A 25,350-nucleotide genomic window follows, 5' to 3' on the forward strand; every position below is an offset into this window, starting at 1 on the left:
CCACACCGGATTATCAGTATGGCAAATGAACGAAAGACTGAAGGGTTGGTACGGGATCAATTAAGAGCTCTTGGTTATTATGAGCCAGATAATGGAATCAGTATTGAAGAACAAAAATCAGAAATATCTAAAGTTAAATTTTTGTTATCTAAGGCAAGTAAGAATGCTAAAGGGAATACTGGGTATCCTGAATTTATTATTTCTAACCTAAAAGATACTGCATTTCTGATTGTTTTTGAGTGTAAACATGATGTGAGAAAGCACGAAAGCCAGGCCAGAAATAAACCTGTTGAATTTGCTGTTGATGGTGTTTTGCACTACGCCAAACATCTGGCAAAGGACTATACCGTTGTTGCTGTTGCAGTCAGTGGTGAAACACGTAGTTCAATGAAAATATCCAGTTTCTTGGTTCCAGCAGGAACAACAGAAACGAAAATTCTTGCCAATGAGTCAGGCACCTCAGTGACGGAGCTCCTCCCGTTTGATGATTATTACCGACTGGCTTCTTTTGATCCTGATGTAGCGAAAAAACGACATTCCGATCTGCTCGCGTTCTCTCGGGAGCTTCACGAACTCATCTGGGCGAAAGCAAAAGTATCGGAAGAAGAGAAACCCCTGTTGGTAAGTGGCACGCTTATCGCACTGATGAATGCTACGTTCATGAAGACATTTGATAGCCTGCCAGCAGGAGAGTTACAAGATGCCTGGCTAGGGGCGATTAAAAAGGAATTGGATAAGGCGGAGATACCTCAGGCAAAAAAAGACACAATGTTGCAGCCGTACACTTCTATCGCCGTACATCCCAATCTGGGACGCCCTGATAGCAGAACTGCAAAAGAGTATCCAAGTGGAGTGTTTAAAGAGATTATTCGGCGGATTTGTGAAAATGTATGGCCGTATATCAACATCTATCATGATTTCGATGTTGTTGGTCAGTTTTATGGCGAGTTCTTAAAGTACACTGCCGGTGATAAAAAAGCGCTGGGTATTGTACTCACACCTGGGCATATCGCAGAGTTATTCTCTTTGCTCGCGAATGTCGGGCCCGAGTCACGGGTCCTAGATATATGCGCTGGCACGGGCGGTTTTCTAATTTCTGCCATGCAACACATGCTGAAAAAGGCGGTGACAGAAGTTCAACGCCAGGATATTCGTCGTAATAGGCTGATAGGAATAGAAAACAGCCCAAAAATGTTTGCGCTGGCTGCTTCCAATATGATCCTCCGTGGTGATGGCAAAGCCAACCTGCATCAAGCCAGTTGTTTTGATGATGCCATTATTCGCTCTGTAAAATGCATGAAGCCTAATGTCGGAATGCTAAACCCTCCTTATGCACAATCAAAAAGTGATGCGGAACTGCATGAACTGTATTTTGTGAAGCAGATGCTGAATTGCCTTCAACCTGGTTCTATCGGTATTGCTATTGTTCCGATGTCCTGTGCGATTTCTCTTAATCCGGTGAGGGAGGAGTTACTTAAACATCATACACTTGATGCTGTGATGTCGATGCCGCCAGAGTTGTTTAATTCAGTGGGTGTTGTTACTTGTATTATGGTATGGATTGCAGGTCAGCCTCATGAATCTTCAAACCGGAAAACTTGGTTTGGTTATTGGCGAGATGATGGTTTTGTCAAAACCAAACATAAAGGGCGCATAGATATTAATCATCGCTGGTCTGAAATTCGTGACCGCTGGGTTGCGATGTATCGTAATCGTGAAATACACCCCGGCGAAAGTGTGATGCAGTCTGTCACTTATTCGGATGAATGGTGCGCTGAAGCATATATTGAGACAGATTACTCGGTGTTAACAAAAGAACTGTTTGAGAAAGAAGTTAAAAAATATGTTTTATATAATCTGATGCTGGAAGCGCATGCGGTGACTCAGGAAGATGGAGTGGATGATGAAGATTGAGGAACTGTTTGAAATTCGCAACGGTATTGTCAGTTCTGGATTGAAAATCTACACCTATCCTGCACCAGGAACCATACCTTATCTAAGACCATCAAGTACTCAGCAACGGACTATTTCTGGGTGGGTGAGTGAATCCCTTGTTGGAGAAAAAAACATTTACCCGGAAGAAACGTTATTTGTTTCAACCAATGGGGAAGGTAGCCACAGCTATTCTTATGTGTCTGGTTTTAAATTTTCCTGCAACAGTGATGTCGCCGTTTTACTTCCTAAAAAAAACATGACCTTGAATGAGAAAATTTATTATTCCAGGTGTATTACAATGAATCGCTATAAATTCTCTTATGGACGTAAACCAAAAGGGGACAGGTTAAAGCAGATAATACTTCCCGATATTATTCCTGATTGGGTTGGTAATGTGATGTTAGCTAATAAAAATGATGTCTGCTCTCCCGCTAATAGAATATTAGCGGAGGATATAGATGCTGAACATTTTGGGGTGTTTGTTCTCGGTGAACTATTTGATATTAGAAAAGGAAAGCGCCTGACCAAAGCGAATATGATAATGGGACGCACCCCTTATGTTGGTGCGTCTGATGCAAATAATGGAGTGACAGCCCAAATAGGGCAGGATCCTATTCATGATGGAGGGACGATTAGCGTTAGCTATAATGGCTCAGTGGCCGAAGCATTTTATCAGCCAGAGCCTTATTGGGCTACGGATGATGTTAATGTTCTTTATCCTAAAGATTTTAATTTAACACCAGCAATTGCGATTTTTATTTGCACTATCATCCGCATGGAAAAATACCGATTTAGCTATGGCAGAAAATGGCATATGGACCGAATGCGAGAATCGACGATTAAATTGCCGGTTACAGTAATGGGCACACCTGATTGGACATATATGGAGACGTTGATTAATTCACTACCTTACAGCTCACAGCTATAACTTCTGTACTGTTATCCACATATCCATGGGAAAATAAGTCAGTGTTCACCAAAAGAGCAGGCGAACGGAACGGTCTGCGAGTGTCGAGCCGACTTTGTTGGTGGGTATGTGGGTAATCATTTGGCGATCCCGGATCGCATTGTTAATATTGCTTCGGTTGTATCATCTTCTTCAGATGATCACCAATGAATCACCAGCCTGTGAGGATCGCCTTCGAGTGGTTACTCCACTTCCTTCAATGTCTGAGAGGGGAAGGGGGCGGTGAAGAAGTGCGGCAAATCAGCGAGCCTTTGAGAGTAGATATCACCGGGTAGTTTAAACGACGCTATTTTACCTCAGGTTCGTTTTATTGAATGAGGGCAGCAGAGTTTTGTTACCAATACGAGTTCACTGGACGCTCACAGATCACCTTGCGGATACCCTTTAGATAAGCAAAGAAGGTGGACATATTCGTTCAGTTTGCCTGCCAACTGCGGCGGATCTGCGTATAGCCGCTTTTACGCTAATTTTCCTCAGCAAGCTATCGAACTGGCTGAAAATCCTCAAGGGTTTTGGGATTTTGGGCCAGTTCGTTAGCCCATTCCGTGACTGTTTTCTTCCATAAACCAACCTGTTTTGATGTTGAATAGAACATATCAAAATCAGGCAATTACACAAATCTATGTACGGGCTCTATTCAGTAGATTACTTGATCTTTTCAACGTTACGTTTTGGTACTCAGTTTTCTGCCGACAGGGAATTTTCGATATAAGGTATCCACTGCTACGTCATAAATCAGTGCCACCTGCTGTCGCGGGACGCCATTAGCCAGAAGATGTCCGGCTTGCGCCCATTGCTCCGGCGTCAGCTTGGGCCTGCGTCCGCCTATACGTCCTTTAGCCCTAGCGGCAGCCAAACCTGCGCGGGTTCGCTCGACAATAAGTTCTCGTTCCATTTCAGCCATCGCCCCCATAATGTGAAAAACAAACCTTCCCATTGGCGTGGCGGTATCTATGGAGTCGGTTACGCTACGAAAATGAATCCCGCGTTGTTGCAACGTGTCCATTAGTTTGACGAGTTGTCTCATACTGCGCCCCAATCGATCCAGTTTCCACACCGCGAGCGTATCCCCCGACTGTAATGCCTTCAGAGCACTATTGAGTTTTGGTTTTTTCTCTGTAGTCCCACTGATTTTCTCTTCAAATATCTGTTCACATCCTAGCCGTTCCAACGCTTCGCGTTGTAAATCGGTGTTTTGGTCATTTGTTGATACCCTGACATAGCCTATTAACACGCCATTTCCTCCTGCTAAAAGCACGGAGAATGCCAGATCGCCAGATAACGCTCATCTGCATAATTGTTGGTTTACCTACAAGCGGTATATAGTTATGGCAAAAAACAAGTTATGCATTCTGAAGGATCATGTATGGCAGTGAATCAGGCGAGGATTTTCGAGCAGCTTGAACAGATAACCCACGAGCTGAATCGTGATGAATTTATTTATGGTTTTATGGCCGCTTTTGATTTTCCTAAATCAACGATTACACAGGTGCGTCAGGGCAGTAGCCGTAACATCGCTAAAGAGCCTGGCCAGGTCGGTATCAAGAATAAACTCTGGTTTCAGTCTGCTGCGGAAGGAGAAGAGCTTGAGACTCTGCTAAATCAGTGCATTGATGACCCAGCGATAGCTAAAAATAAGATCCGCTTCGTGCTGATCACTGATTTTACTCGCTTTCTGGCTTGGGATACCGCAAGTAAAGAGCGGCTCGACATTGAAATGGACGAGTTACATAGCAACTATGGTTTCTTTTTGCCGTTAGTGGGCCTTGAGAAAGCCATTATCAGCAGTGAAAACCCTGCTGATGTGAAGGCCGCCGAGAAGATGGGGAGATTGTTTGACCTCATCCGAGTCCACAATGACCTCAGTAAGTCGGAAGATATCCATGCCCTTAACGTCTTCCTGACTCGCTTGTTATTTTGCCTTTTTGCCGAAGACACCGGTATTTTTGCCCTCGCCCAGTTCACGTCTGCTGTCAAAAGTTTCACCGAAGAAGATGGCAGCGATCTGGATTCATTTCTTTATCAGTTATTTGGTGTGTTAGATGAGAAGCCTGACAGCCCGCAGCGACAAAGGCTACCCGCCCATCTTGCAGCATTTCCGTATGTAAATGGTGGATTGTTTGCCAGCGATGAACCGGTTCCCGAACTGCGCAAAAAGGGGCGCAAGATCTTACTCGAATGCGGAACCATGAATTGGAGTGAGATTAACCCAGACATTTTCGGCAGCATGTTCCAGGCTGTGATTGATGTGGAACAGCGCAGCCGCTTAGGGCAGCACTACACCTCATATCGCAATATCATGAAGGTGATTCAGCCCCTGTTTCTTGATCCGTTACGCGTTGAACTGGATAAACAACGTAACAATGCCAAGGGGCTTAAAGCGTTACTGGTGCGACTCGGCAAGATCAAAGTATTCGATCCTGCATGTGGATCCGGTAATTTCCTGATTGTGGCCTACAAAGCGTTACGCAATCTGGAAATTGAAGTGATTGAGGCTCTGCGTGAGCTGGAACCTCAAACATTTTCAATGAGCGGTCTTCACCTGTCACAGTTTTACGGCATTGAGATTGATGATTTCGCCTGCCAGATTGCTCGGTTATCCCTCTGGCTGGCGGAGCACCAGGTGAATTGTCAGTGGGAAAAAGCGTTTGGTTTCGCGCCACCGGCATTGCCGTTACGTGAAAGTGGAAATATTCATAGTGGTAATAGTTTGCGTCTTGACTGGCATCAGGTCTGTCCTAAGCAAGCTGATGACGAAGTGTATGTAATCGGTAACCCGCCATTTTTAGGAACACTGGGACGTTCAGATGAGCAACGTGCTGATATGCAGGCTGTATTTAGCGACTTCAAAGCGTTAGGAACCTTAGATTTTGTTGCTTGCTGGTTCTGGAAAGGGGCGCAATATATTCAAAATTCACGTGCTGAGCTGGCTCTGGTAGCAACCAATTCCATTTGTCAGGGAGAGCAGGTTGCGACACTGTGGCCGCCAATTTTTTCCCTCGGGCTAAATATCCATTTTGCATACCCAACATTTCCATGGGCAAATAATGCCCGTGATAAAGCGGCGGTACATGTAATCATTATTGGGCTTTCAGCGAGTTCAGAAAAGAGCAGACTTTATCAATACGTACAAGGCGAATGGCATTGCAAAATGGTCGACAATATCAGCCCATACTTAGTAGAAGGAAGCCGGCTGGCAATTATTCCACGAAACTCCCCGTTAATAAAAGGTGTACCTCCATTACTTTTTGGAAATAAACCTACTGATGGTGGTTATCTACTGTTAGATCGTTTTGAACGTGATGAATTACTCAAACAAGAACCGCAAGCTGAACGCTGGCTCAAAAAGGTATTAGGCGCCGATGAGTTTTTTAATGGAAAAGAACGTTGGTGCTTATGGTTGGTTGAGGCGAGTGTTGCTGATTTAGAATCAATGCCATTAGTCGGGAAAAGGGTTCTTGCTGTTAAAAATGCCCGTCTTAAAAGCTCCAAATCTGGCACAAGAAAAAAATCGAATAGCCCGCATCTGTTTGACGAAAACAGACATCCAGCATCAGGAAGTTACATTCTTGTTCCAAGTGTTTCTTCTGAACGCCGTATTTATGTTCCTCTTGGTTTTTTTAATGCAGAAGTAATTTCAACAAATGCAAATTATATTATCCCTGACGGCACGTTATACGAATTCGCAATACTTTCTTCGTTAATGCATAACGACTGGATGAGACTGGTTGCTGGTAGGTTGAAAAGTGACTATCGCTATTCCGCTTCAGTCGTTTACAACCCTTTTCCTTGGCCTGAAGTGACATCCATACAACGCAAACAAATCGAGATGCTCGCCGAAGACGTGATTTTAATCCGTGAAGAATTCCCAGGACGTACACTCGCTGAACTCTATGATCCCGATAAGATGCCGCAAAAGCTGTTAACCGCCCATCAGGCTCTCGATACCGCGGTGGATCGACTTTACCGTGAGCGCCCATTCAAAGATGCAGCCGACCGCTTAAGCTGCCTGCTGGCACGTTATGAAGCACTGACGCAGAAACTGACAGTAACTCAGGCTAAACCAAGAAAGAGCAGAACACCGGCCAACGCAGGAAACCATAATGAATAATTTATTGCACGTTGAGTATGGTCAGACGGGGCAAAGTACCGGCCTTAATTCGATGGGAATGCGTGAAATGCAGGCCCGAGCTTTTGCTGAACGAAATAGTCAGTATCTATTGATCAAGGCCCCTCCGGCTTCGGGGAAATCGCGTGCGTTAATGTTTCTGGGGCTGGATAAACTGGAAAATCAGAACGTGCGAAAAGTGATTGTCGCCGTTCCGGAAAAGTCTATCGGTGGCTCTTTTCAGGAGACCAATTTAACCGAACAAGGTTTTTTTGCTGACTGGCGTGTTACATCCGAGAACAATCTGTGTGTGGATGGTGGGGAAGCGGGTAAGGTTCATGCTTTCCAACGCTTTATGCATGGCAACGAACGTATTCTGATATGTACTCATGCGACCTTGCGTTTTGCCTTTGATAAATTAGTGGTAACAGATTTCGATAATTGCCTGGTGGCTATTGATGAGTTTCACCATGTTTCTGCCGATGGTGATAATCGGCTTGGTAATCTTATTGATGAGCTCATAAAAAAATCGAGTGTGCATATCGTTGCCATGACCGGATCATATTTCCGAGGCGATACCGTGCCGATCTTGTTGCCTGAGGATGAGGCGCAGTTCACTAAGGTGACATACACCTATTACGAGCAGTTGAATGGCTATCAATATCTTAAATCTCTGGGTATTGGTTATCATTTTTATCAGGGGCGTTATATTGATGCATTGCCCACGGTACTCGATACCAGCAAAAAAACGATTATTCATATCCCGAATGTTAATTCCGGTGAATCGACCAAAGATAAATATGGAGAAGTTGATTCTATCCTTGATGTGATTGGCAGCGTGATAAAACGCGATCCTCTGACTGGGGTTTATTATATTGCGGGAAAAAATGGCTGTGAGCTCAAATTAGCCAATCTGGTTGATGATAATCCTAACGAACGATCCAAAGTCCAGGCGTATTTACGTAATATCAAAGCGGTTGATGATATGGACATCATCATCGCCTTAGGCATGGCGAAAGAAGGGTTTGATTGGCCTTACTGTGAGCATGTGTTGACGATTGGCTATCGCAGCTCTCTGACAGAAATTGTGCAGATTATCGGCCGGGCGACCCGAGATTGTACGGGAAAAACGCATGCTCAGTTTACCAATCTCATCGCTCAACCTGATGCACAGGATGATGATGTGAAGGCATCGGTCAATAATATGCTTAAGGCGATCACCACGTCGTTATTGATGGAGCAGATCCTGGCTCCCAACATCCAGTTCAAGCCTCGTTCTCAATGGGACGGTCAGCCACTACCACCTAATACTCTGCTTGTAGATGATTCCGCAACCTTACCGGTATCCCCGAAAGTATTGGATATTCTGAACAGCGACAAGAACGAAATTATGGCGACTCTGATGGCTAACGAACAGTTGGTCAAAGAGACAATTAGTGAAACCATCCCCCCCGAAACTTTCACTCAAGTGGCTTTGCCTGCTGTGATTCAGACGCTTTACCCAGATTTGACCGACGAAGAGCAGGAACAGGTACGCATAGGAGTATTACAAAGTATGTTGATCACTCAGAAAGGGGGCGTGGTTGATTGGGAAGACCTGCCGCAGGATGCCAATGTGGATATGGCGAATGGCGCTGAAGAAGAGTCAGTAAACAGTGTCGCAGGTAAGCAGTTCCTGAAGATGGGTGAAAAGTTCATCTGTATTGATAATCTGGATATAGACCTGATAGATGCGGTGAATCCGTTCCATGGTGCTTATGAAATTCTCTCTAAATCGGTAACTGCGCCTATGCTGAAAACCATTCAGGAAGCAGTAAGTGCCAGCCGATCGCAGGTCTCCGAAGAAGAGGCAATTATCCTTTGGCCTAAGATCAAGCAGTTCACCCGAGAACAACAGAGAGAGCCATCGCTGAATGCCAGTGATCCGATTGAGAAGCGTTATGCCGAAGCGCTGGCGTTTATCCGCAAAATGAAGCAACAGAAGTTGGCTAATCAGGAGCAGTAAAATGATCCGGTTATCGACAACGCGATTAGCGGCCAAATCAACATTAGATGAGATCCTCAGTGAAGAAGATGATCTCTGTTTATTGGATGTTCACCCTCTGAAGCACAAGGCGAGTCCCGTCGATTTGGCTGGCAATCAGTTTGCTGAAATTGCCGCGTTTTACGATCGGCATGGCCGTCTGCCAACTGAAAACAGCGCTGCTTCTCTTGATGAAAAACGCCTGGCAAGACGATTGCGCATCATTAAAGAAAATCCCAACATATGTGCTTCGTTGCAAACGCTGGATTGCCGAGGGCTTCTGGCTTCAAATCACATTGAAAATGGTAGAACCCCACTAGCCGCTGAACCAACACCATTATCCTATGCCAACAAATCAGAACTGGTGACTTCTTTAGAGGATATTTTTGCCGACGATGAGGACGGTTTATTAAATTTTGCAGAGCCTGATATCTTCAGCTTACAGTATGTTTCTGCTGATAAAAAAGAGCAGCCAGATGACATTGCTCAGCGCCAGCCGTGTCAAGACTTCCAGCGTTTCGAGCCCTTGTTTTATAGCCTGCATAAAGGCTTAAAAAATGGGGTTTTTAGTCTTGAGCGTTTTACACATAAATTGAAAATTGTTGAAGGCGATTTTTTTATTCTTAATGGGTTACTGGGATATGTCCATAGTGCTGGTGAACGTCTGGGTCAGTACCGTACTTACAACGCCCGATTGCGACTGATATTTGAGAATGGCACCGAAATGAACATGCTCTATCAATCCTTAACTCACGGTTTGGTGAGGGATAAAGAAGGGCGCAAGGTGCAACTCAATGGCAAGACGTTGCAACCATCAGATACTGCGGTGCCGACCGGCTTGGTTTATGTGCTCGCGACCACAAGTACAGACCCAGCGCTTATTCCTTATAAACAAAGTCTTTACAAAATTGGTTTTACTGAAACAACTGTGGAGCAGCGCATTGAGCATGCCGAGAAAGACCGTACTTTCCTTGAAGCACCTGTCAGGATTGTGGCTACCAGCCAGTGTTTTAACCTCAATGCTCAAAAATTAGAGGCATTGGTACATGGTTTCCTCGCTGCCCGTCGGCTCAACATTACGCTCAAGAGCCATAATGGTCAGATCTATACTCCAAGAGAGTGGTTTAATGTCCCATTGGCTACAGTTCAGGCCGTTATCCAGCACATTGTGGACGGAACTATTTCGCAGTACCGACTGGATAATACGACTGGGAAAATTGTTGCGAAACACCCTGGGTATGGCCTGTAAGTATACCAATAAGCTGAGGCATTCACTTTTAGAGCTCTTCCGACATACTGATTGTACTCAGCTTAAGAGACGCTATGCATAAGACTTGATGCAAGCACAATGAACCCCTCTCAAATCCCCCAAAACATAAGATTAATAGCATCCTTAATCTCATCAGCGTAGTCGCCAAGATCCGCGATTTCTTCACCAATAACCTCAACAGGAACGCTCGATAGTTCAGTTGTCATCAACCGATAATCTTCGCCATCGATGCGAAGCAGAGGGAACAACATCTTATTCACTTTCTCAGACAGGTGATGCGATTCGATAAGCGGAATGACCATGCGTCGCTTGGGTGTCTCGACAATATCGCTTTGCACATCGACAAACATTTTGTAGTGACTGGCGCGTTTGTATTGATAAACAATGAATTGCATGATCACCAGTTCCTGTTTTCATCCGCAAAGGAGCCATTCTGTGCGATAAATCGGGCGACTTCTTCCATCCCTTCGCGATTCTCCTTCTTCCACTCTTCAGCCCTGATGCGGCGGGCTTCTTTGCCAATGGCCTCATTCACCAGCCCGGAAATATTGACCCCGGCGGCACTCAGAACCTGATAATTGTCTTTGTCCACGGTAACGCTGACGCGGTGTTTCATGATAGTGATCCTCTTTTATGCATACTATGAGTATATACTTCGCATGGTTGTTCAGCAATTAGCCAAGATTCAAATCCAAACCCCTCAACTCATCAAACGTATAAACCCGAAAAACATTGCGGTGCTTCGCTTCCAGCGGGATACGCTGATGGTCGACGATGGCGTATTGCACGCTATTGAACATCCGTTCAATAGCTCGCTTTATCTGCGCATCGGGCACGATATAGAAGACGTACACCCAGTGCTTTTGAGTACGAGTTATCAAGTGTTGGGTGATAATTGCCTGATAACGAGCTTTGGTTTTTAGATGGCGCTCAGTCTCAACGGCGATGACGGTTCCGTCTGGTAACGTTATCGCTCCGGCCGGGCGATGATATACCTGATAGTGGCTGCGGAATGTTGAATCAGCGCCGCTGATCCACCCATAAGCGCCTTTCTTCTCAAGAAGGAGCCGCGCTAGCTGACGATCAAGGCGCTGTATCAACGTCCAGCCCGTGACTTTCGAGGGTTCAAACCGTGCAGGAAAACCATCCTCATGGGGTGTGGCAACAACGGATAATCCGTCATTGGTGATCCCCCACAGAGAGGTTTTCACCATTCTGGTGTTTATTTCATGCTTTTGGATCAATCCCATGTCGATGGCTTTTGCCAGCAACAGATAAAGCGGCTTGTGATTTTTATAATCAAAAAGCAGCATCAGCGTTTTAAAGTCGCTGTAGGTTTCTTCTTTCAGAAAGGTGAGCAGAAGTCGCATTTTTTCGTGACTACGCGCCCGGCGTTCACAGTAATCAGAAATCAGCATGGTTCCTCCTTCGCATTTTACTGGGGTGTTCGCTCTTTCGGCTTTATCGCCTCATTACATGGGCGCATACCTTCGGCCACTGGCATGAGTCGACGTCATGAGGCGATCTTGTGGGGATAAAGAGGTGGCCGCTTCGCAGCCATGCGCCGGAAAATATATTTCCCGGCACAAAACGGCGTGCGCCAGTTCATGCGGGCTGGACGCCCTTATTGCCTGTCGCATGGGGGTAATGTCGCGGCTGGACGCCACGCCAAAACCCCCAAGGTCAACGGCGGCACACCGTCGCACGCTACGCGCGACTACCCCCTTTGAGACGCCGTTTTTAGCCCACTTTTTCTTTTGCCCGTTCCGGTCAGCGAAAAAATGGGAAAACGCCTTCAAAGCGGGTAGTCGCGCCTCGCTACCGGCTTGTGGCCGGAGACTTAGCCGCGACGGCGTGCGGGGCTGATGCCCCCCAAATAAACCGACGCGTGGGCGCGTCTTTTTGCTCGCTGGGGCGGCAAAATTTATTCGGCTCCCCCCGGCCTGCTCGGTTTCCCCTGGGAGAAACGCTCGCCGGTGGGTTCGGGCGACGCAAATGTGCCCTTTCTGCGAAAGGGCATTTACTCGCCTCACGCCACGGTTGAATGCCCGCGAGGCGCAGGCATTCAACCGCCTAACCCCGTCGCGTCCTGCATCGTGGCTGAATGGCCTGTTGAGTGCGGTCAGCGTCGCGAAAATAAAACGTACTGGCATGTCTTCTCCCCGCTGAAATCAGCCAGTAGGGAAGGCTACAGGGAAAGGGCGGTGTTGCCTGCAAACAACTCAATATCGGATGGGAAGAATTATTGTCATTCAGCTACGGAAGCAAAAAAGCTCTGACCTAACGGCAGAGCTTTAATCAGGCAGAACATATTTAGATGGCTATCTGGCGGTGAGTGAATGTGCGCGTTTTTGCATATCGGTAAGGGTAGGGATGAGTAAACTGATTGCCGTTAACCCATGTCCCAACTGGCACAAGCTTTCTGGTGTCGATTCGCACACGTCATTATCGGCAAAGGTAATCAGCGCATCGCCAATGAAATTCAGACAATGGCAAAGCCCGGCCTGTGTTTCGGTGCAATACTCTGTGACCCGCGAGAGTTCGTCAGTGTCCATGTTTGAAAAGTCTAGATGAGCCAGCGCGGCACTCATGGCGGAGTAACGGTTCTCATAATCCGGCAGTGATTGATAAGACGAGCCCGTGTTACTATCGGTGTCAGCCATAGCATTAGTCCTCATAATGTTGTGGTCAGAAGCCCGGTTAGTGTTCCTAGCACTGCCGGGCTTCGCTCTTTACTGTTGCAAAACACCATGTAATTGCGGTGTAATTACAACTATACCATGCTATGGAATTTGTAATTACAATGTCAAGTGAAAAAACAGACCAGTATCAAATTCGACTGTCCCACGAGTTTCGTGCGCAGTTAGAGGAACAAGCCCATAAGGATGGCGACAAGACACTGGCTACGTGGATAAAGCGTGTTCTGCGTAAGGAACTCCAGACGCGCGGTATTGAACCAAAAGGCTGAACGGTGGTTTAAGTCAGTCGATGTAGCAAATACTAACGGGTAAGAAACGTTTGGCAGAATGCCCGGATGATTTTACGACAACGCTCCTGACGGGTTTTCTATCACATAGAAAGCCCGTCAGGAGCCAACAAGCGCAGCGCGTTAGCCGCAATCAATCTTCTCCCCGGTAACTTCGCGCATAAATATACGGTGCGACGTAGCCCTCGCGGTTTACGTCCAGATAATCCGACCACCACTGCATCATTTCGATTCTGGCTTCCAGATGTTCCGCTTTATGCACATACGCCGCCCGCACGCCGTTGCGCTCTTTGTGGCTCATCTGTCGCTCAATCGCATCCTTTGACCAGCGTCCAGACTCGTTCAGGGCGCTACAGGCCATGGTTCTGAAACCGTGGCCGCACACCTCGGTTTTGGTGTCATAGCCAATCACGCGCAGCGCCTTGTTGATGGTGTTTTCACTCATCGGCTTGTTCAGGGTATGTGCGCCCGGAAAAACGAAGACCGATTCGCCGGAATGCGCTCGAATCTGTTTCAGCAGGGCGACCACCTGCCGTGACAGCGGCACCAGATGTTCATCCTTCATCTTTGCGCCACGCGCTGAGAACCTCACGCCTTTTACTGCTTCTCGCTGGGCGGGCACGCTCCAGATATGCGCTTTGAGGTTGAATTCATCCCAGCGGGCAAAACGCAGCTCACTGGAGCGCAGGAAAACATGCAGATTCAGCTCCAGAGCCATGCGGGTCAGCATCCGGCCTTTGTAGCTCTCCATCTTCTCCAGCAGTTCAGGCAGGCGTTTTAGCGGCAGAGCGGGGTGATGTTGGGTCACAACTGGGGTCACGACACCGTCCAAATCGTAAGCCGGATTGTATTTGATTACGCCCTGCTGTACGGCATGGCGCATAATTTTAGTCAAATGCTGGCGCATCCGTCCGGCGACGTCATGCACGCCTTTGTCATCAATCGCCTTAACCAACTGCGCCAGATGGCGGGTTTCAACCTGCACGATATCCATCGCGCCAATGGCGGGGAAAACGTAGCGTTTCAGGCAGATAAGAATTTTATCGGCGTGGGCGTCCGACCAGAGCTTAAGGCTGCTGGTGTGCCACGCCCGAGCGACATACTGAAAGGTGCGGGATTCATCAACGGCGGGGTTGTTCGATTTACGAAGCTGAGAAGGGCTGAGTCCAGACGCCAGCAACTTACGTGCTGCATCGCGCTTTTCGCGGGCTTCTGCCAGTGTGATTTGAGGGTAGGGGCCAAAGGCCAGACGGCTTTCTTTACCGCCGAAGCGATAGCGGAAATACCATAGCTTAGCGCCGCTGGTGGATACCGTGAGGTACAGGCCTTGCGAGTCTGTGAGCTTATAAGATTTTGCGAGAGGTTTCGCGGATCGGACTTTGCTGTCAGTTAACATGTGAGGGTCACTCCCGTTCATCGAACTGAATGACCCGCAATCTGACCCACAAATTCCCCGATACGAAGGGATAAATCAAAACGTATCGGAAAAGATTTTCACGCCAACTTATTGAATCGCAACAATATAGGGATTGATAAGGAAGCATAAAAAAGGAAAGGTGGTGCCCGGACTCGGAATCGAACCAAGGACACGGGGATTTTCAATCCCCTGCTCTACCGACTGAGCTATCCGGGCAACGGGGCGCATTAAACCGTATATCGTGGGGAGCGTCAACGAGTTTCTGTCATAAACGCTGCGGTTGGTCTATTTTCAGTCAGTTACCTCCATTGGCAGCCGGTTTCCGGCGTGCCGGAACGTTCCTGCGATGACGTGGCAGGCCAGACGGCGCGCGGTGTTGCGTCGATAAATACTGTCACATTCGTTTTCTTGAATTCGGCGAAAAATAATGCCACTATTGCGCGGTTTTTAACTTACCTTTCACCTGCGGTTATTAGAGGGTTGCGGATATGTCGGATTCAATGCTCATGGTACAGACGCCGTGCGCCGGATCTCTGCTGCTGTCGCCGCACCCTGAACGCCCTGCGTTAACCCCGTCCCTGTTTTCCCGATTATCCCTCGCCACCATGCGGTGAGGCGTGCTGACGCTCCCTGTTAGGCATGATTAAAAATAGAGCCGGTCTCTGATTTTACTGATGTCTATCGGACGGTGCTGGTCCCAGATGATGTGATGTTGCCTGCGCTACTGGCGCGGGTCATACGTTTGTCGTGGTTGGCCGGCATGCTGTTCGTCGTTTTGGGCAGTAGTTGATCGGGTGCGTTACGCTTAAAGCGTGGCGTTATCCCTGCGAGGTGTCTTTTAGACACGTGCACTCATTCTTAACCGTTTGGGTTTGGTTACATGAAACAGTTAAAAATTGCGGCTAATGCGGCGGTTGCCTCCCGTCTAATCACCCTGCGTCCGGTTGTGGCGCTCAGTCAAACCGATTTTACCGATATCGCGGCCGTCGTGGTATCGGTTGAGGAGGCGCGCAGCGGCATCCTGTCGGTGATGCATCACTCCGGTTTCGGTATCCCGGCATTCGTAGTGCGGGAGTCGTGGCATACCAGTCAGGAAGTGCTGCCGCCGGGCAGCGAGTGGCTGAGTCTGGATAAAGGCGGGGATCACGCGCTCCAGCTGGAAAAAGCGGCGGCGGAGTATCAGGCGCGGTTGTTGCCGCCGTTCTTTGACACGCTGTCCAAGTATGTCGGCATGCGCAACACCACTTTTGCCTGTCCGGGTCATCAGGGCGGGGCGTTTTTTCGCAAGCATCCGGCGGGTCGCCAGTTTTTCGATTTTTACGGCGAAAACCTGTTCCGGTCCGATATCTGCAACGCGGATGTGAAGCTGGGCGATCTGCTGATTCATGAAGGGGCGGCCAAAAAGGCGCAGAAGTTCGCGGCCACCGTGTTCAACGCCGACAAAACCTATTTTGTGCTGAACGGTACCTCGGCAGCCAACAAAGTGGTGACCAACGCCTTGCTGACGCGCGGCGATCTGGTGCTGTTCGACCGCAATAACCACAAGTCCAATCATCATGGTGCGCTGATTCAGGCCGGCGCGACGCCGGTTTATCTGGAAACCGCCCGCAACCCGTTTGGTTTTATCGGTGGGGTGGACGCGCACTGTTTTGACGACGGTTACCTGCGTGAGCTGGTGCGCGAAGTCGCGCCGGAGCGTGCCGATGAAGCCCGCCCGTTCCGTCTGGCGGTGATTCAGCTAGGCACCTACGACGGTACTATCTATAACGCCCGGCAGGTGGTGGACAGCATCGGTCATCTGTGCGACTACATCCTGTTCGACTCCGCCTGGGTGGGATACGAGCAATTCATCCCGATGATGGAGCAGTGCTCGCCGCTGTTGCTGGACCTTAACGAGAACGATCCGGGGATTTTTGTTACCCAGTCGGTGCATAAGCAGCAAGCCGGTTTCTCGCAGACTTCGCAAATTCACAAGAAAGACAACCATATTCGCGGACAGAAGCGCTTCTGCCCGCACAAACGCCTCAACAATGCGTTCATGTTGCACGCGTCCACCAGCCCGTTTTATCCGTTATTCGCCGCGCTGGACGTCAACGCCAAAATGCACGAGGGGCCGAGCGGCCGCCGGTTGTGGATGGAGTGTGTCAGGCTGGGGATCGAGGCGCGCAAGCAATTGCTGGAGCGTTGTTCCCTGATCAAGCCGTTCGTGCCGCCGACGGTAGGCGGCATGCGCTGGCAGGACCATGACACCGACGTGATGGCGCAGGACGTGCGTTTCTTCAACTTCGAACCGAGCGACAACTGGCACGCCTTCGAAGGCTATGCGCAGCAACAGTATTTTGTCGACCCGTGCAAACTGCTGCTGACTACGCCGGGGATTGACGCGGTGACCGGCGCTTATACCGAGTTTGGTATTCCGGCGACCATTCTCGCCAACTATCTGCGTGAACACGGCATCATTCCGGAAAAATGCGATCTTAACTCGATTCTGTTCCTGCTGACCCCGGCGGAAGACAGCGTGAAGATGGAGCGTCTGGTGGCGGCGCTGGTGCAGTTCGAGCAATTGATCGAGCAGGATGCGCCGTTAAGCGAAGTCTTGCCGAACTTGTATCACAAATATGAGCAGCGCTATGCCGGTTATACCTTGCGCCGCCTGTGTCAGGAAATGCACGATTTTTACGTCAGCCACGATGTGAAGCGGCTACAAAAAGAGATGTTCCGCAAAGCCTCTTTCCCGCAGGCGGTGGTGTTACCGCAGGATGCTCACACTGCGTATATCCGCGGCGAGGTGGATCTGGTGCCGCTGGCCGACGCGGAAGGGCGCATCGCGGCGGAAGGGGCGTTGCCTTACCCGCCGGGCGTGCTGTGCGTGGTGCCGGGGGAAGTTTGGGGCGGAGCGGTGCTGCGTTATTTCCAGGCGCTGGAGGCAGGCATCAACCTGATGCCGGGTTTTGCGCCGGAGCTACAGGGCGTCTACAGCGTGGTGCAGGAAGACGGCAGCAAACGCTTGTGCGCGAATGTGATTGCTCGTTAATCGATTCGTTCCGTATGCACCAAAGAAGAAAACCGGGGAAATCCCCGGTTTTTTTATCGCTATCGGTCATCAGACCGCGGCTTTCTCGTGTTCCGCTTTCAGCCGGTTAACTTCTTCTTTCTGTTTACGCAGCCCGTACCAACCGGCAATCAGCAGGATCGCCAGCACCGGGATGGTGGCGATAGTCCAGGTGCCGTTCGGGTAATCCAGCGCCATCAGCACCAGCACGCTGAACAGAAACGCCAGCGTCAGCCAGGAAGAGAACGGCGCCAGCGGCATACGGAAGGCGACCGGGCTGGCTTTGCCCTGATTAATGGCCTGACGCAGCTTCATCTGGCAGATGATGATGAAGGCCCAGGAGGTGATGATGCCGAGCGAAGCCACGTTCAGGACGATTTCAAACACCTGCGACGGCACGATGTAATTCAGAAACACCCCGATAATGTGGATGCAGACGGTGACCAGAATCCCGGCGTAAGGCACCGATTGCGCGTTCATATTACCGAGGAATTTCGGCGCGGAGCCGCCCTGAGACAGCGAACGCAGGATGCGACCGGTGGAATACAGCCCGGAGTTGAGGCTGGAGAGCGCCGCCGACAGCACCACGATATTCATGATGGTGCCGATATAAGGCACGCCCAGTTTGCTGAAGAAGGTGACGAACGGGCTTTGCCCGGCCTGGTAGGCATTCCACGGCAGCAGGCACACCAGCAGAATGATCGACCCGACGTAGAACAGGCCGATACGCCAGATCACGCTGTTGACCGCTTTGGGCAGCGTTTTTTCCGGGTCTTTACACTCGCCGGCGGCGGTGCCGATCAGCTCCACCCCGGCGAAGGCGAAAATTACGCCCTGAATCAGCACCAGCGCCGGCAACAGGCCGTGCGGGAACAGGCCGCCGTTATCGGTAATCAGGTGCAGCCCCGGTACGTTGCCGTCCAGCGTTTTGCCGGTACCGAGGAAAATGGTGCCAACGACCAGGAACAGGGAAATCGCGGCGACCTTGATCAGCGCGAACCAGAACTCCATCTCGGCGAACCATTTCACGCCAATCATGTTCATGGTGGTGACGATCGCCAGCGCGCCGAGCGCGAACATCCATTGCGGTACGTCGGCAAAAGTGCCCCAGTAGTGCATGTAGAGCGCGACCGCGGTGATATCGACGATGCCGGTCATCGCCCAGTTGAGGAAGTACATCCAGCCGGCGACATACGAAGCTTTTTCACCCAGAAACTCGCGGGCGTAGGAAACAAAGCTGCCGCTGGACGGACGGTGTACGATCAGTTCGCCCAGCGCCCGCAGAATGAAGAAAGAGAAGATGCCGCACACCAGATAAACCAGCGCCAGCGCCGGGCCGGCCATCTGCAGTCGTGCGCCTGCGCCCAGAAATAAACCGGTGCCAATCGAACCGCCGATGGCGATCATCTGCACCTGACGGTTACCCATGCTTTTGTGATAACCCGCTTCATGTGAATCGAGCCAGCGTCGTTTGGCGTGGTGTTCGGTCTCATTTTTGTGTTGATTCATTGCCCGTTTGATTCCCTTGTCTGTCATTCAGGAGAATGAAATTGGCTGTTGTGTCACAGCCTGGCTCATTGAGTGGATGGTGTTTTTCGGGCCGAGCCGGAACCGGACTCCCTGCCGGGGCCGGGCCAAAAAACGTCAGCGATGCTACCGTTTCCTGACCCGAGAGGCAAAAATTCTCTGCGCTAATCCGGTGGGTTTGTTTTGTTTGTGTGCTTTGGTTTTTATTTATATCAAACGATTAATCCGTAAATTATTTATTTTCAAGTCTTTAAGGCTATTAAATGCTGTTGAGATAGTGTTTGCTTATGACTGTAACCAATCGTTTGCATTGGTTATTTGTTAATCATTGCTGATGTAATCATGGCGGCGAGAGAGGAGTTAGCAGAAAAACGCTGACCGGGAGCCGGCGAGCGGTGTCCTGTGCCGGACAGGACACCGCTTGTTTGGGGCTGACGCTGTGCCGTCAGCGACTGTAGCCGCGATAGTTTTTCTGCGCGGTGTTGACCTTATACAGATAATGCCGCGATTCAGCGGACGGATGGCGCGTCGTCAGGGTCTGGTAGACCTCGCCGGGCGACATGCTATTGATGCGGCTGAACGCGGCGTCCTTATCGCTGGAGAACACTCGCAGCACGCTGCCCGCGCCGCCGTTATAGGCGGTGATGACGGCGTAGCGCTGCGACGTCGGGTCCTGAATGCCCGACAGGTAGACATTTTTCAGCATCGACAGATAAGCCGTGCCGGTGTCGATGTTGTTCTCCGGGTCAAACAGGTAGCTGCGGCTCGGCTGTCCCCATTTGCCCTTCATTTTGAACACGTCGCGGCCGGCGCTGTGCTGCACCACCTGCATCAACCCCAGCGCGTCGGAACGGCTGACCGCGTAGGGGTTGAAGCTGGATTCGGTCTGCATGATGGCCAGGATCAGCGAGGCGTCGATACCGTAGCGTTCGGAGGCCTGACGCACCATCGGCAGGTATTTGTGCGCTCGTTGATCCAGGTGGTTCGGCACCAGTTGAATGGTGACCGACCAGATCACGCGCATGCCGGAGGTGCGGCGCTGCAGCTTGTTCTGAATCAGATAATCGGCAAAGTTGCCGGCGCGGCCTTCCCAGCGAATCGGCTGGCCGGTGTTATCCAGCACCTGACCGTACAGCAACGGCTCACGGCTGATCTGGATGTCGTTGGCGTCGGAATAGAGGTCGGTGTTGCTGGCGTTATCGCCCATCAGCAGGGTGGTGATGATCGCCTGACGCAGGCTGGCCTGATAATTGGTAGAAGAAATGGTTTCGATGGTGATGCTACCGGCGTCGAAGTTGACGTGACTACGCGTCATGTATTGGTCGGAGTATTTGACGTAGTCTTTGGGGCCGGCGATCAGAACCTCGTTCAATCCCCAGATGTTTTCGATGTTGTTGGCGAATTGCCCCATCAAAATGTCGAAGGCGTTGGTGTCTTTGATAAAAGCCTCGTTGTTCTCGCCTCCTTTTTTGCTGGAGCAGGAAATCAACAACGGGGCAATAAGCAGCAAAGCAAACAGTTTCTTCATCGTATCAAGCCGTACGGGATCAGGGACGCGTCAGGGCCTGGCGGCCCCTGTCATTTAATGTTGCGGTGGGGTGTAACCGTCGATATGCACGTCCTTGCCTTCGAACAGGAACTGCACCATCTCCTGCTCCAGCAGCTTACGATGCTCCACATTCATCATGTTGAGCTTTTTCTCGTTGATCAGCATGGTCTGCTTGGTCTGCCACTGGGACCAGGCTTCCTTTGAAATTTCGTTATAGATGCGTTTGCCCAGCTCGCCGGGGTAGAGCTGGAAGTCGAGCCCTTCGGCGTCGCGTTGTAAAAAGGTACAGAAAATGGTTCTGCTCATGCTTATTCCTCATCATGTGCGCAGGCTTCAGCGAAGATCGATTGCGGCTGAGCCAACTGGCGTAGCAGCCGTTCCACCGGGGCGGCGAGCCCTACGGACGGCGGCTGCGCTAAGTTATACCAGAGACCGGCACCTTCATCCATGCAGGAACCCTGGTCGGAAAGATCCAGCCACATCGGCACAATATCCAGATGGAAGTGGCTGAAGGTATGACGAAAAGCAATACCCTGACGCAACGCCTGCCGCCGGATGCCGCGCTGGTCGAGCCATTGCGTCAGGTCATCCGGGCTGGCGAACTGCGGGAAGCAATACAGACCGCCCCACAGGCCGACCGCCGGGCGCTGTTCCAGCCACACCGTCTGCGCATTTTGCAGCAGCAGAAACCAGGCGGTTTTTTCCGGCAGCGTTTGTTTGGGTTTTTTGCCGGGATACTCGGCCCAGCTATGGTTGGCGTAAGCGACGCAGCCGTTGCTCAGCGGACACAGTTCGCATTTCGGGCGGCTGCGGGTGCAGACCATCGCACCCAGATCCATCATCGCCTGATTGAATTTTTCGACCCCGTGCGCGGGCGTGACGGTTTCGCTCAGCGTCCAGAGCCGTTTCTCGACCTCTTTTTTCCCCGGCCAGCCGGCTACGGCGTAGCAGCGCGCCAGCACCCGTTTGACGTTGCCGTCCAGAATCGGGTAGTGCTGACCGAGCGACAGCGAGAGAATGGCGCCGGCGGTGGAGCGGCCCACGCCGGGCAGATCGACGATGTCGTCAAAACGGGTCGGAAACTCGCCGCCGTGGCGGTCGACGATGGTCTGCGCCGCCTTGTGCAGGTTGCGGGCGCGGGCGTAATAACCCAGCCCGGTCCATAGATGCAGCACTTCATCCAGCGGCGCCGCCGCCAGTTCAGCCACCGTGGGAAAACGCGCCATGAACCGTTCAAAATAGGGAATGACGGTGGTCACCTGAGTCTGTTGCAGCATGACTTCCGACAGCCAGACTTTATAGGGGGTCTTTTCGAGTTGCCAGGGCAGGGTTTTACGGCCGTAGCGCTCGTACCACTCCAGTACCTGTTGCGCGAACTGTTGCGCTTGCATCATAGAGGCGTCGTTATCCGGCTGGTAAAAATTTGACAGCGATTGCAGCACAGAGTGAATGTACTGTAAACCGGAACTTTCCGCCTCCGGCTACTTGCTAAACAACCGTATCCTTGGATAATGCGCGTTTTCCCAACCCAATCAGACTTACAGAAAGCATTATGATCAATAACGTCATCTCTCCGGAATTTGATGAAAACGGACGCCCGCTGCGCAGAATCCGCAGTTTCGTGCGCCGCCAGGGCCGCCTGACCAAAGGGCAGCAACAGGCGCTGGATGATTTTTGGCCGGTGATGGGCGTGGAGTATCAGAATGAGGCGCTGGATTTCGCCCGGCTATTCGGGCGCGATGCGCCAGTGGTGCTGGAGATCGGTTTTGGGATGGGGGCGTCTCTGGTTACGATGGCGCAGCAGCATCCGGAACAAAATTTTATCGGTATAGAAGTACACGTGCCCGGCGTAGGGGCTTGTCTGGGCGCGGCGCAGGAAGCGGGCGTCGACAACCTGCGGGTGATGTGCCATGACGCGGTGGAAGTGCTGGAGCGCATGATCCCTGACGGTTCGCTTGCTATGGTGCAGCTGTTTTTCCCCGATCCGTGGCACAAGGCGCGCCATAATAAACGCCGCATTGTGCAAGTGCCGTTTGCCGAGCTGGTGCGCAGCAAGCTGGCCGTCGGCGGCGTGTTCCATATGGCGACCGACTGGGAACCTTATGCGCAACATATGCTCGAAGTGATGAGTTCGCTCGCAGGTTATCGCAACCTGTCGGACCATAATGATTATGTGCCGCGCCCAGCGTCGCGGCCATTGACCAAATTTGAAGCCCGCGGCCAGCGGCTGGGGCATGGTGTCTGGGATCTGATGTTTGAGAGGAATCAATAATGGCTAAGAATCGGAGTCGTCGTTTACGTAAAAAGCTGCACATCGATGAATTTCAGGAATTCGGCTTCTCGGTAAGCTGGCGTTTCCCGCAGGGGACCAGCGTAGAAGCGATCGACAGCTCGCTGGATCTGTTCGTCGATGAAGTGATCGAGCCGAATGGGCTGGCGTTTGAAGGCAGCGGTTATCTACAGTGGGAAGGGCTGGTGTGCCTGCAAAAACTGGGTAATTGCACCGATGAACATCGTGAACTGGTACGCAAATGGCTGGACGCGAACCAGATGACGGACGTGACGGTCAGCGATCTGTTTGACATCTGGTGGGATCTGCCCGCCAACCTCGGTTAAACCGCGCATTCTTCGCCATCACCGGCGGTTTAGCCGGTGATGACGGCTGTCGGTCTTGGCGGCCGGTCGTTTCGGCTGGCGCCGGGCGCTGTTTTTTCAGGAGTCTTTATGTTGCGTAAAATGACCTTGGGTGCATTGATGTTGCTGGCCTGGCAAGCGCAGGCGGCCTATCAGTGCAATGTTCAACCTCAGGACGACATCATCATCAGCCCGCAGAGTGTGAAAGTGGTCGGCGCCAGCGGCAATCTGCAGATTTCGCCGCAGGGCGACATGCTGAGCAACGGCAGCGCGCTGAATCTCGATGCCGGACAGCGTCAACAAGCCAAAGCATACCAGTCTGAACTGCGTCAGCAACTGCCGTGGATTGACGAAGGCGCAAAGCAACATCTGGAGAAAGCTCGTCAGGCGCTGGACAAGGTGATTGTGCAACAGTTGGGCAGCGACAGTAATGTGCGCAACCGTCTCGGCACGCTGGACGAACAGTTAAAGCAGCAGATGAACCGGATTATCGAACACCGTAGCGATGGCCTGACCTTTCATCATCAGGCGATTAAGCAGGTTGAGCAGGACGGACGGCAGATTGTCGAACGCAGTCTGGGCGGCGTCTTGCAGGACAGCCTGAATGAAATGGGCGTCAAACAGATGGGCAGCGGTGGCGGCGGTAATCCGCTGCAGGCAATGATGGGTAATCTGGGCGGTCTGCAGAAAGCGATCCAGACCGAGTGGAACAATCAGGAAATGGATTTTCAGCGCTTCGGCCGCGATGTCTGCAATCGGGTGACCGCGCTGGAAAATCAACGCCAGACGTTATTGCAGTCGATTAAATAACCCTTCTTTATAAAAGGGCAAATGCCGTTTTGCGCGTTTGCCCTTGATTGCCTGATTATTCAGATATGCTTTCCTTAATTCTTCCGAACAGTAGCATCCTGTCTGCATAACTGTATCCCGACAATACCGACAACGAATGGAAAATACTTTATCAGCCAGTTGGCAATGCTAATTACGCTTGTGGCGTTATCGTATTGAGGAGTAAACGGAAATGGCAGGTATCGCTTATCGTGTGCCTCACCAAGGCGGCAATAGTGCTTTAGTGTGCCAGCCATCATTTCTCCTTTCACCTGAAGATCTATCTGGAATGATTAAGTTGTGGTTATATTCATGAGCGTTATGTATTAATGAGGTGCGTTTGTTTATAAACAATGTTTCCTCTCTGTCCCTGAATGTTGCTTTATTTTTCTATTTGTTTCCTGTGGATTGGAAATTTATTTAATTCATCAAAACGTAAATTAAAGGGCTTGTTTTGTTCATTTTTGTCGTGTAAAGATATCGTTAAGAAACGCAGGTTTTCGTTATACATAAAGTCATGCACATAATCATGGCATGTAGTACGGCATGCAGCACGACATGTGGTTTGGTTGTAGCGCGGCATAGCGCTACGGCGCAGAGTTCGGCATAGGACAATGACGTAAAAGATAAAAATAGTGTGTTGCTGAATCAATGGAATGTGTGAGTCTAACAAGGGATGACGGTCGATGATTGCAGGTTATTGCCAGATAAATGGTATTTTCATCAATAAGATGATGGCGTGTGTGCGTTTTTTCGTTCAACGAAAATCATCAATTTTATTTCTTTATTCAGTATCGTTTTTTCGAATGTATGCCCTAAATAACTCAGGTATGCAGGATGTCTTGCGCATCTGCAACTTGAAGTGTGGCGAATATATCGGATAAAGCGACGCTTCCCGCACAGCAGATAAATGCACCCGTAATGCTTGATTATCGGATCTCGCGATCCGTTTATTGAGATTTTATTATTCTTTAATATCGCCAGGATGTGTCATATGCGCATGACGTTTAATACGTTAGGGTTTTCTTATGTCAGAAAATCAGTAGTTTTTCAC

19 protein-coding genes and 1 tRNA gene are annotated in these 25,350 nt (G+C 50.4%); 9 read left to right on the forward strand and 11 right to left on the reverse strand.

Features of this window, described 5'->3' with window-relative positions:
- Positions 1 to 1,914, forward strand: a 1,914-nt coding sequence (locus DXXMK7_RS04445) for a class I SAM-dependent DNA methyltransferase (RefSeq protein ID WP_238555979.1), incomplete at its 5' end; no start/stop codon positions are given.
- Positions 1,901 to 2,863 (forward strand): restriction endonuclease subunit S, encoded by a 963-nt coding sequence (locus DXXMK7_RS21635; protein ID WP_071605162.1) that lies wholly within the window; start codon positions 1,901 to 1,903, stop codon positions 2,861 to 2,863. The genes DXXMK7_RS04445 and DXXMK7_RS21635, both read left to right, overlap by 14 nt.
- A 703-nt stretch (positions 2,864 to 3,566) precedes the next feature.
- Here the strand turns inward: DXXMK7_RS21635 and DXXMK7_RS04450 are convergent.
- Positions 3,567 to 4,136: a recombinase family protein gene (locus DXXMK7_RS04450; protein WP_038918038.1), complete on the reverse strand. Its 570-nt coding sequence runs from the start codon at positions 4,134 to 4,136 to the stop codon at positions 3,567 to 3,569.
- Between the two features lie 132 nt (positions 4,137 to 4,268).
- Here DXXMK7_RS04450 and DXXMK7_RS04455 point away from each other — a divergent pair, with 132 nt between their 5' ends.
- The 3 genes from DXXMK7_RS04455 to DXXMK7_RS04465 are packed head-to-tail and all read left to right on the forward strand — an operon-like array spanning position 4,269 to position 10,282.
- Complete coding sequence (locus tag DXXMK7_RS04455) at positions 4,269 to 7,013, forward strand: DNA methyltransferase (protein ID WP_038918039.1); 2,745 nt, start codon at positions 4,269 to 4,271, stop codon at positions 7,011 to 7,013.
- Positions 7,006 to 9,015 carry a DEAD/DEAH box helicase gene (locus tag DXXMK7_RS04460; RefSeq protein WP_193745938.1) on the forward strand — a complete coding sequence of 670 codons (2,010 nt, stop codon included), beginning with the start codon at positions 7,006 to 7,008 and terminating at the stop codon, positions 9,013 to 9,015. Before DXXMK7_RS04455 ends, DXXMK7_RS04460 begins: the two co-directional genes overlap by 8 nt.
- A 1-nt stretch (position 9,016) precedes the next feature.
- On the forward strand, positions 9,017 to 10,282 hold the full coding sequence (locus tag DXXMK7_RS04465; protein ID WP_038918041.1) for a GIY-YIG nuclease family protein: 1,266 nt from the start codon (positions 9,017 to 9,019) through the stop codon (positions 10,280 to 10,282).
- Positions 10,283 to 10,392: 110 nt separating this feature from the next.
- Here DXXMK7_RS04465 and ccdB read toward each other — a convergent pair whose 3' ends face one another.
- From ccdB to DXXMK7_RS04495, 6 genes are all read right to left on the reverse strand, one after another.
- Entirely contained in the window at positions 10,393 to 10,698 is a 306-nt protein-coding gene (gene ccdB / locus DXXMK7_RS04470; protein ID WP_038918043.1) for a type II toxin-antitoxin system toxin CcdB, read from the reverse strand.
- Between the two features lie 2 nt (positions 10,699 to 10,700).
- Entirely contained in the window at positions 10,701 to 10,919 is a 219-nt protein-coding gene (ccdA, locus tag DXXMK7_RS04475) for a type II toxin-antitoxin system antitoxin CcdA (RefSeq protein WP_038918044.1), read from the reverse strand.
- Positions 10,920 to 10,977: 58 nt separating this feature from the next.
- Positions 10,978 to 11,721, reverse strand: a complete 744-nt coding sequence (mobC, locus tag DXXMK7_RS04480) for a MobC family replication-relaxation protein (RefSeq protein WP_038918045.1) — start codon at positions 11,719 to 11,721, stop codon at positions 10,978 to 10,980.
- A 903-nt stretch (positions 11,722 to 12,624) separates the two neighbouring features.
- Positions 12,625 to 12,966 (reverse strand): hypothetical protein, encoded by a 342-nt coding sequence (locus DXXMK7_RS04485; RefSeq protein ID WP_038918046.1) that lies wholly within the window; start codon positions 12,964 to 12,966, stop codon positions 12,625 to 12,627.
- 456 nt (positions 12,967 to 13,422) lie between these two features.
- Positions 13,423 to 14,685, reverse strand: coding sequence for an integrase arm-type DNA-binding domain-containing protein (locus tag DXXMK7_RS04490; protein WP_038918047.1), 1,263 nt, complete (start codon positions 14,683 to 14,685; stop codon positions 13,423 to 13,425).
- Between the two features lie 161 nt (positions 14,686 to 14,846).
- A tRNA-Phe gene (locus DXXMK7_RS04495) sits at positions 14,847 to 14,922 on the reverse strand.
- Between the two features lie 664 nt (positions 14,923 to 15,586).
- On the opposite strand from DXXMK7_RS04495, the gene DXXMK7_RS04500 reads away from it, so the two are divergent.
- The gene (locus DXXMK7_RS04500) at positions 15,587 to 17,740 is read left to right on the forward strand and encodes an ornithine decarboxylase (protein ID WP_038918048.1); all 2,154 of its coding nucleotides are present in this window, start codon (positions 15,587 to 15,589) and stop codon (positions 17,738 to 17,740) included.
- A 69-nt stretch (positions 17,741 to 17,809) separates the two neighbouring features.
- Here DXXMK7_RS04500 and ansP read toward each other — a convergent pair whose 3' ends face one another.
- From ansP to mutY, 4 genes are all read right to left on the reverse strand, one after another.
- Entirely contained in the window at positions 17,810 to 19,267 is a 1,458-nt protein-coding gene (gene ansP / locus DXXMK7_RS04505) for an L-asparagine permease (RefSeq protein ID WP_038918049.1), read from the reverse strand.
- Positions 19,268 to 19,730: 463 nt separating this feature from the next.
- Positions 19,731 to 20,813, reverse strand: a complete 1,083-nt coding sequence (gene mltC / locus DXXMK7_RS04510; RefSeq protein ID WP_038918050.1) for a membrane-bound lytic murein transglycosylase MltC — start codon at positions 20,811 to 20,813, stop codon at positions 19,731 to 19,733.
- A gap of 54 nt (positions 20,814 to 20,867) precedes the next feature.
- The gene (locus DXXMK7_RS04515; RefSeq protein WP_013316704.1) at positions 20,868 to 21,140 is read right to left on the reverse strand and encodes an oxidative damage protection protein; all 273 of its coding nucleotides are present in this window, start codon (positions 21,138 to 21,140) and stop codon (positions 20,868 to 20,870) included.
- A 2-nt stretch (positions 21,141 to 21,142) separates the two neighbouring features.
- Entirely contained in the window at positions 21,143 to 22,228 is a 1,086-nt protein-coding gene (gene mutY, locus DXXMK7_RS04520) for an A/G-specific adenine glycosylase (RefSeq protein ID WP_038920825.1), read from the reverse strand.
- Positions 22,229 to 22,386: 158 nt separating this feature from the next.
- Here mutY and trmB point away from each other — a divergent pair, with 158 nt between their 5' ends.
- From trmB to DXXMK7_RS04535, 3 genes are all read left to right on the forward strand, one after another.
- Entirely contained in the window at positions 22,387 to 23,106 is a 720-nt protein-coding gene (trmB, locus tag DXXMK7_RS04525; protein ID WP_038918051.1) for a tRNA (guanosine(46)-N7)-methyltransferase TrmB, read from the forward strand.
- A complete protein-coding gene (locus DXXMK7_RS04530) occupies positions 23,106 to 23,450 on the forward strand; it encodes a YggL family protein (RefSeq protein ID WP_038661622.1) in 345 nt (114 codons plus the stop codon). The genes trmB and DXXMK7_RS04530 overlap by 1 nt, the downstream gene beginning before the upstream one ends.
- Before the next feature lie 108 nt (positions 23,451 to 23,558).
- On the forward strand, positions 23,559 to 24,278 hold the full coding sequence (locus tag DXXMK7_RS04535; RefSeq protein ID WP_038661619.1) for a DUF2884 domain-containing protein: 720 nt from the start codon (positions 23,559 to 23,561) through the stop codon (positions 24,276 to 24,278).
- The last annotated feature ends 1,072 nt before the right edge of the window (positions 24,279 to 25,350 follow it).

Source organism: Dickeya sp. MK7, from assembly GCF_000406305.1.
GTDB lineage: Bacteria > Pseudomonadota > Gammaproteobacteria > Enterobacterales > Enterobacteriaceae > Dickeya > Dickeya fangzhongdai.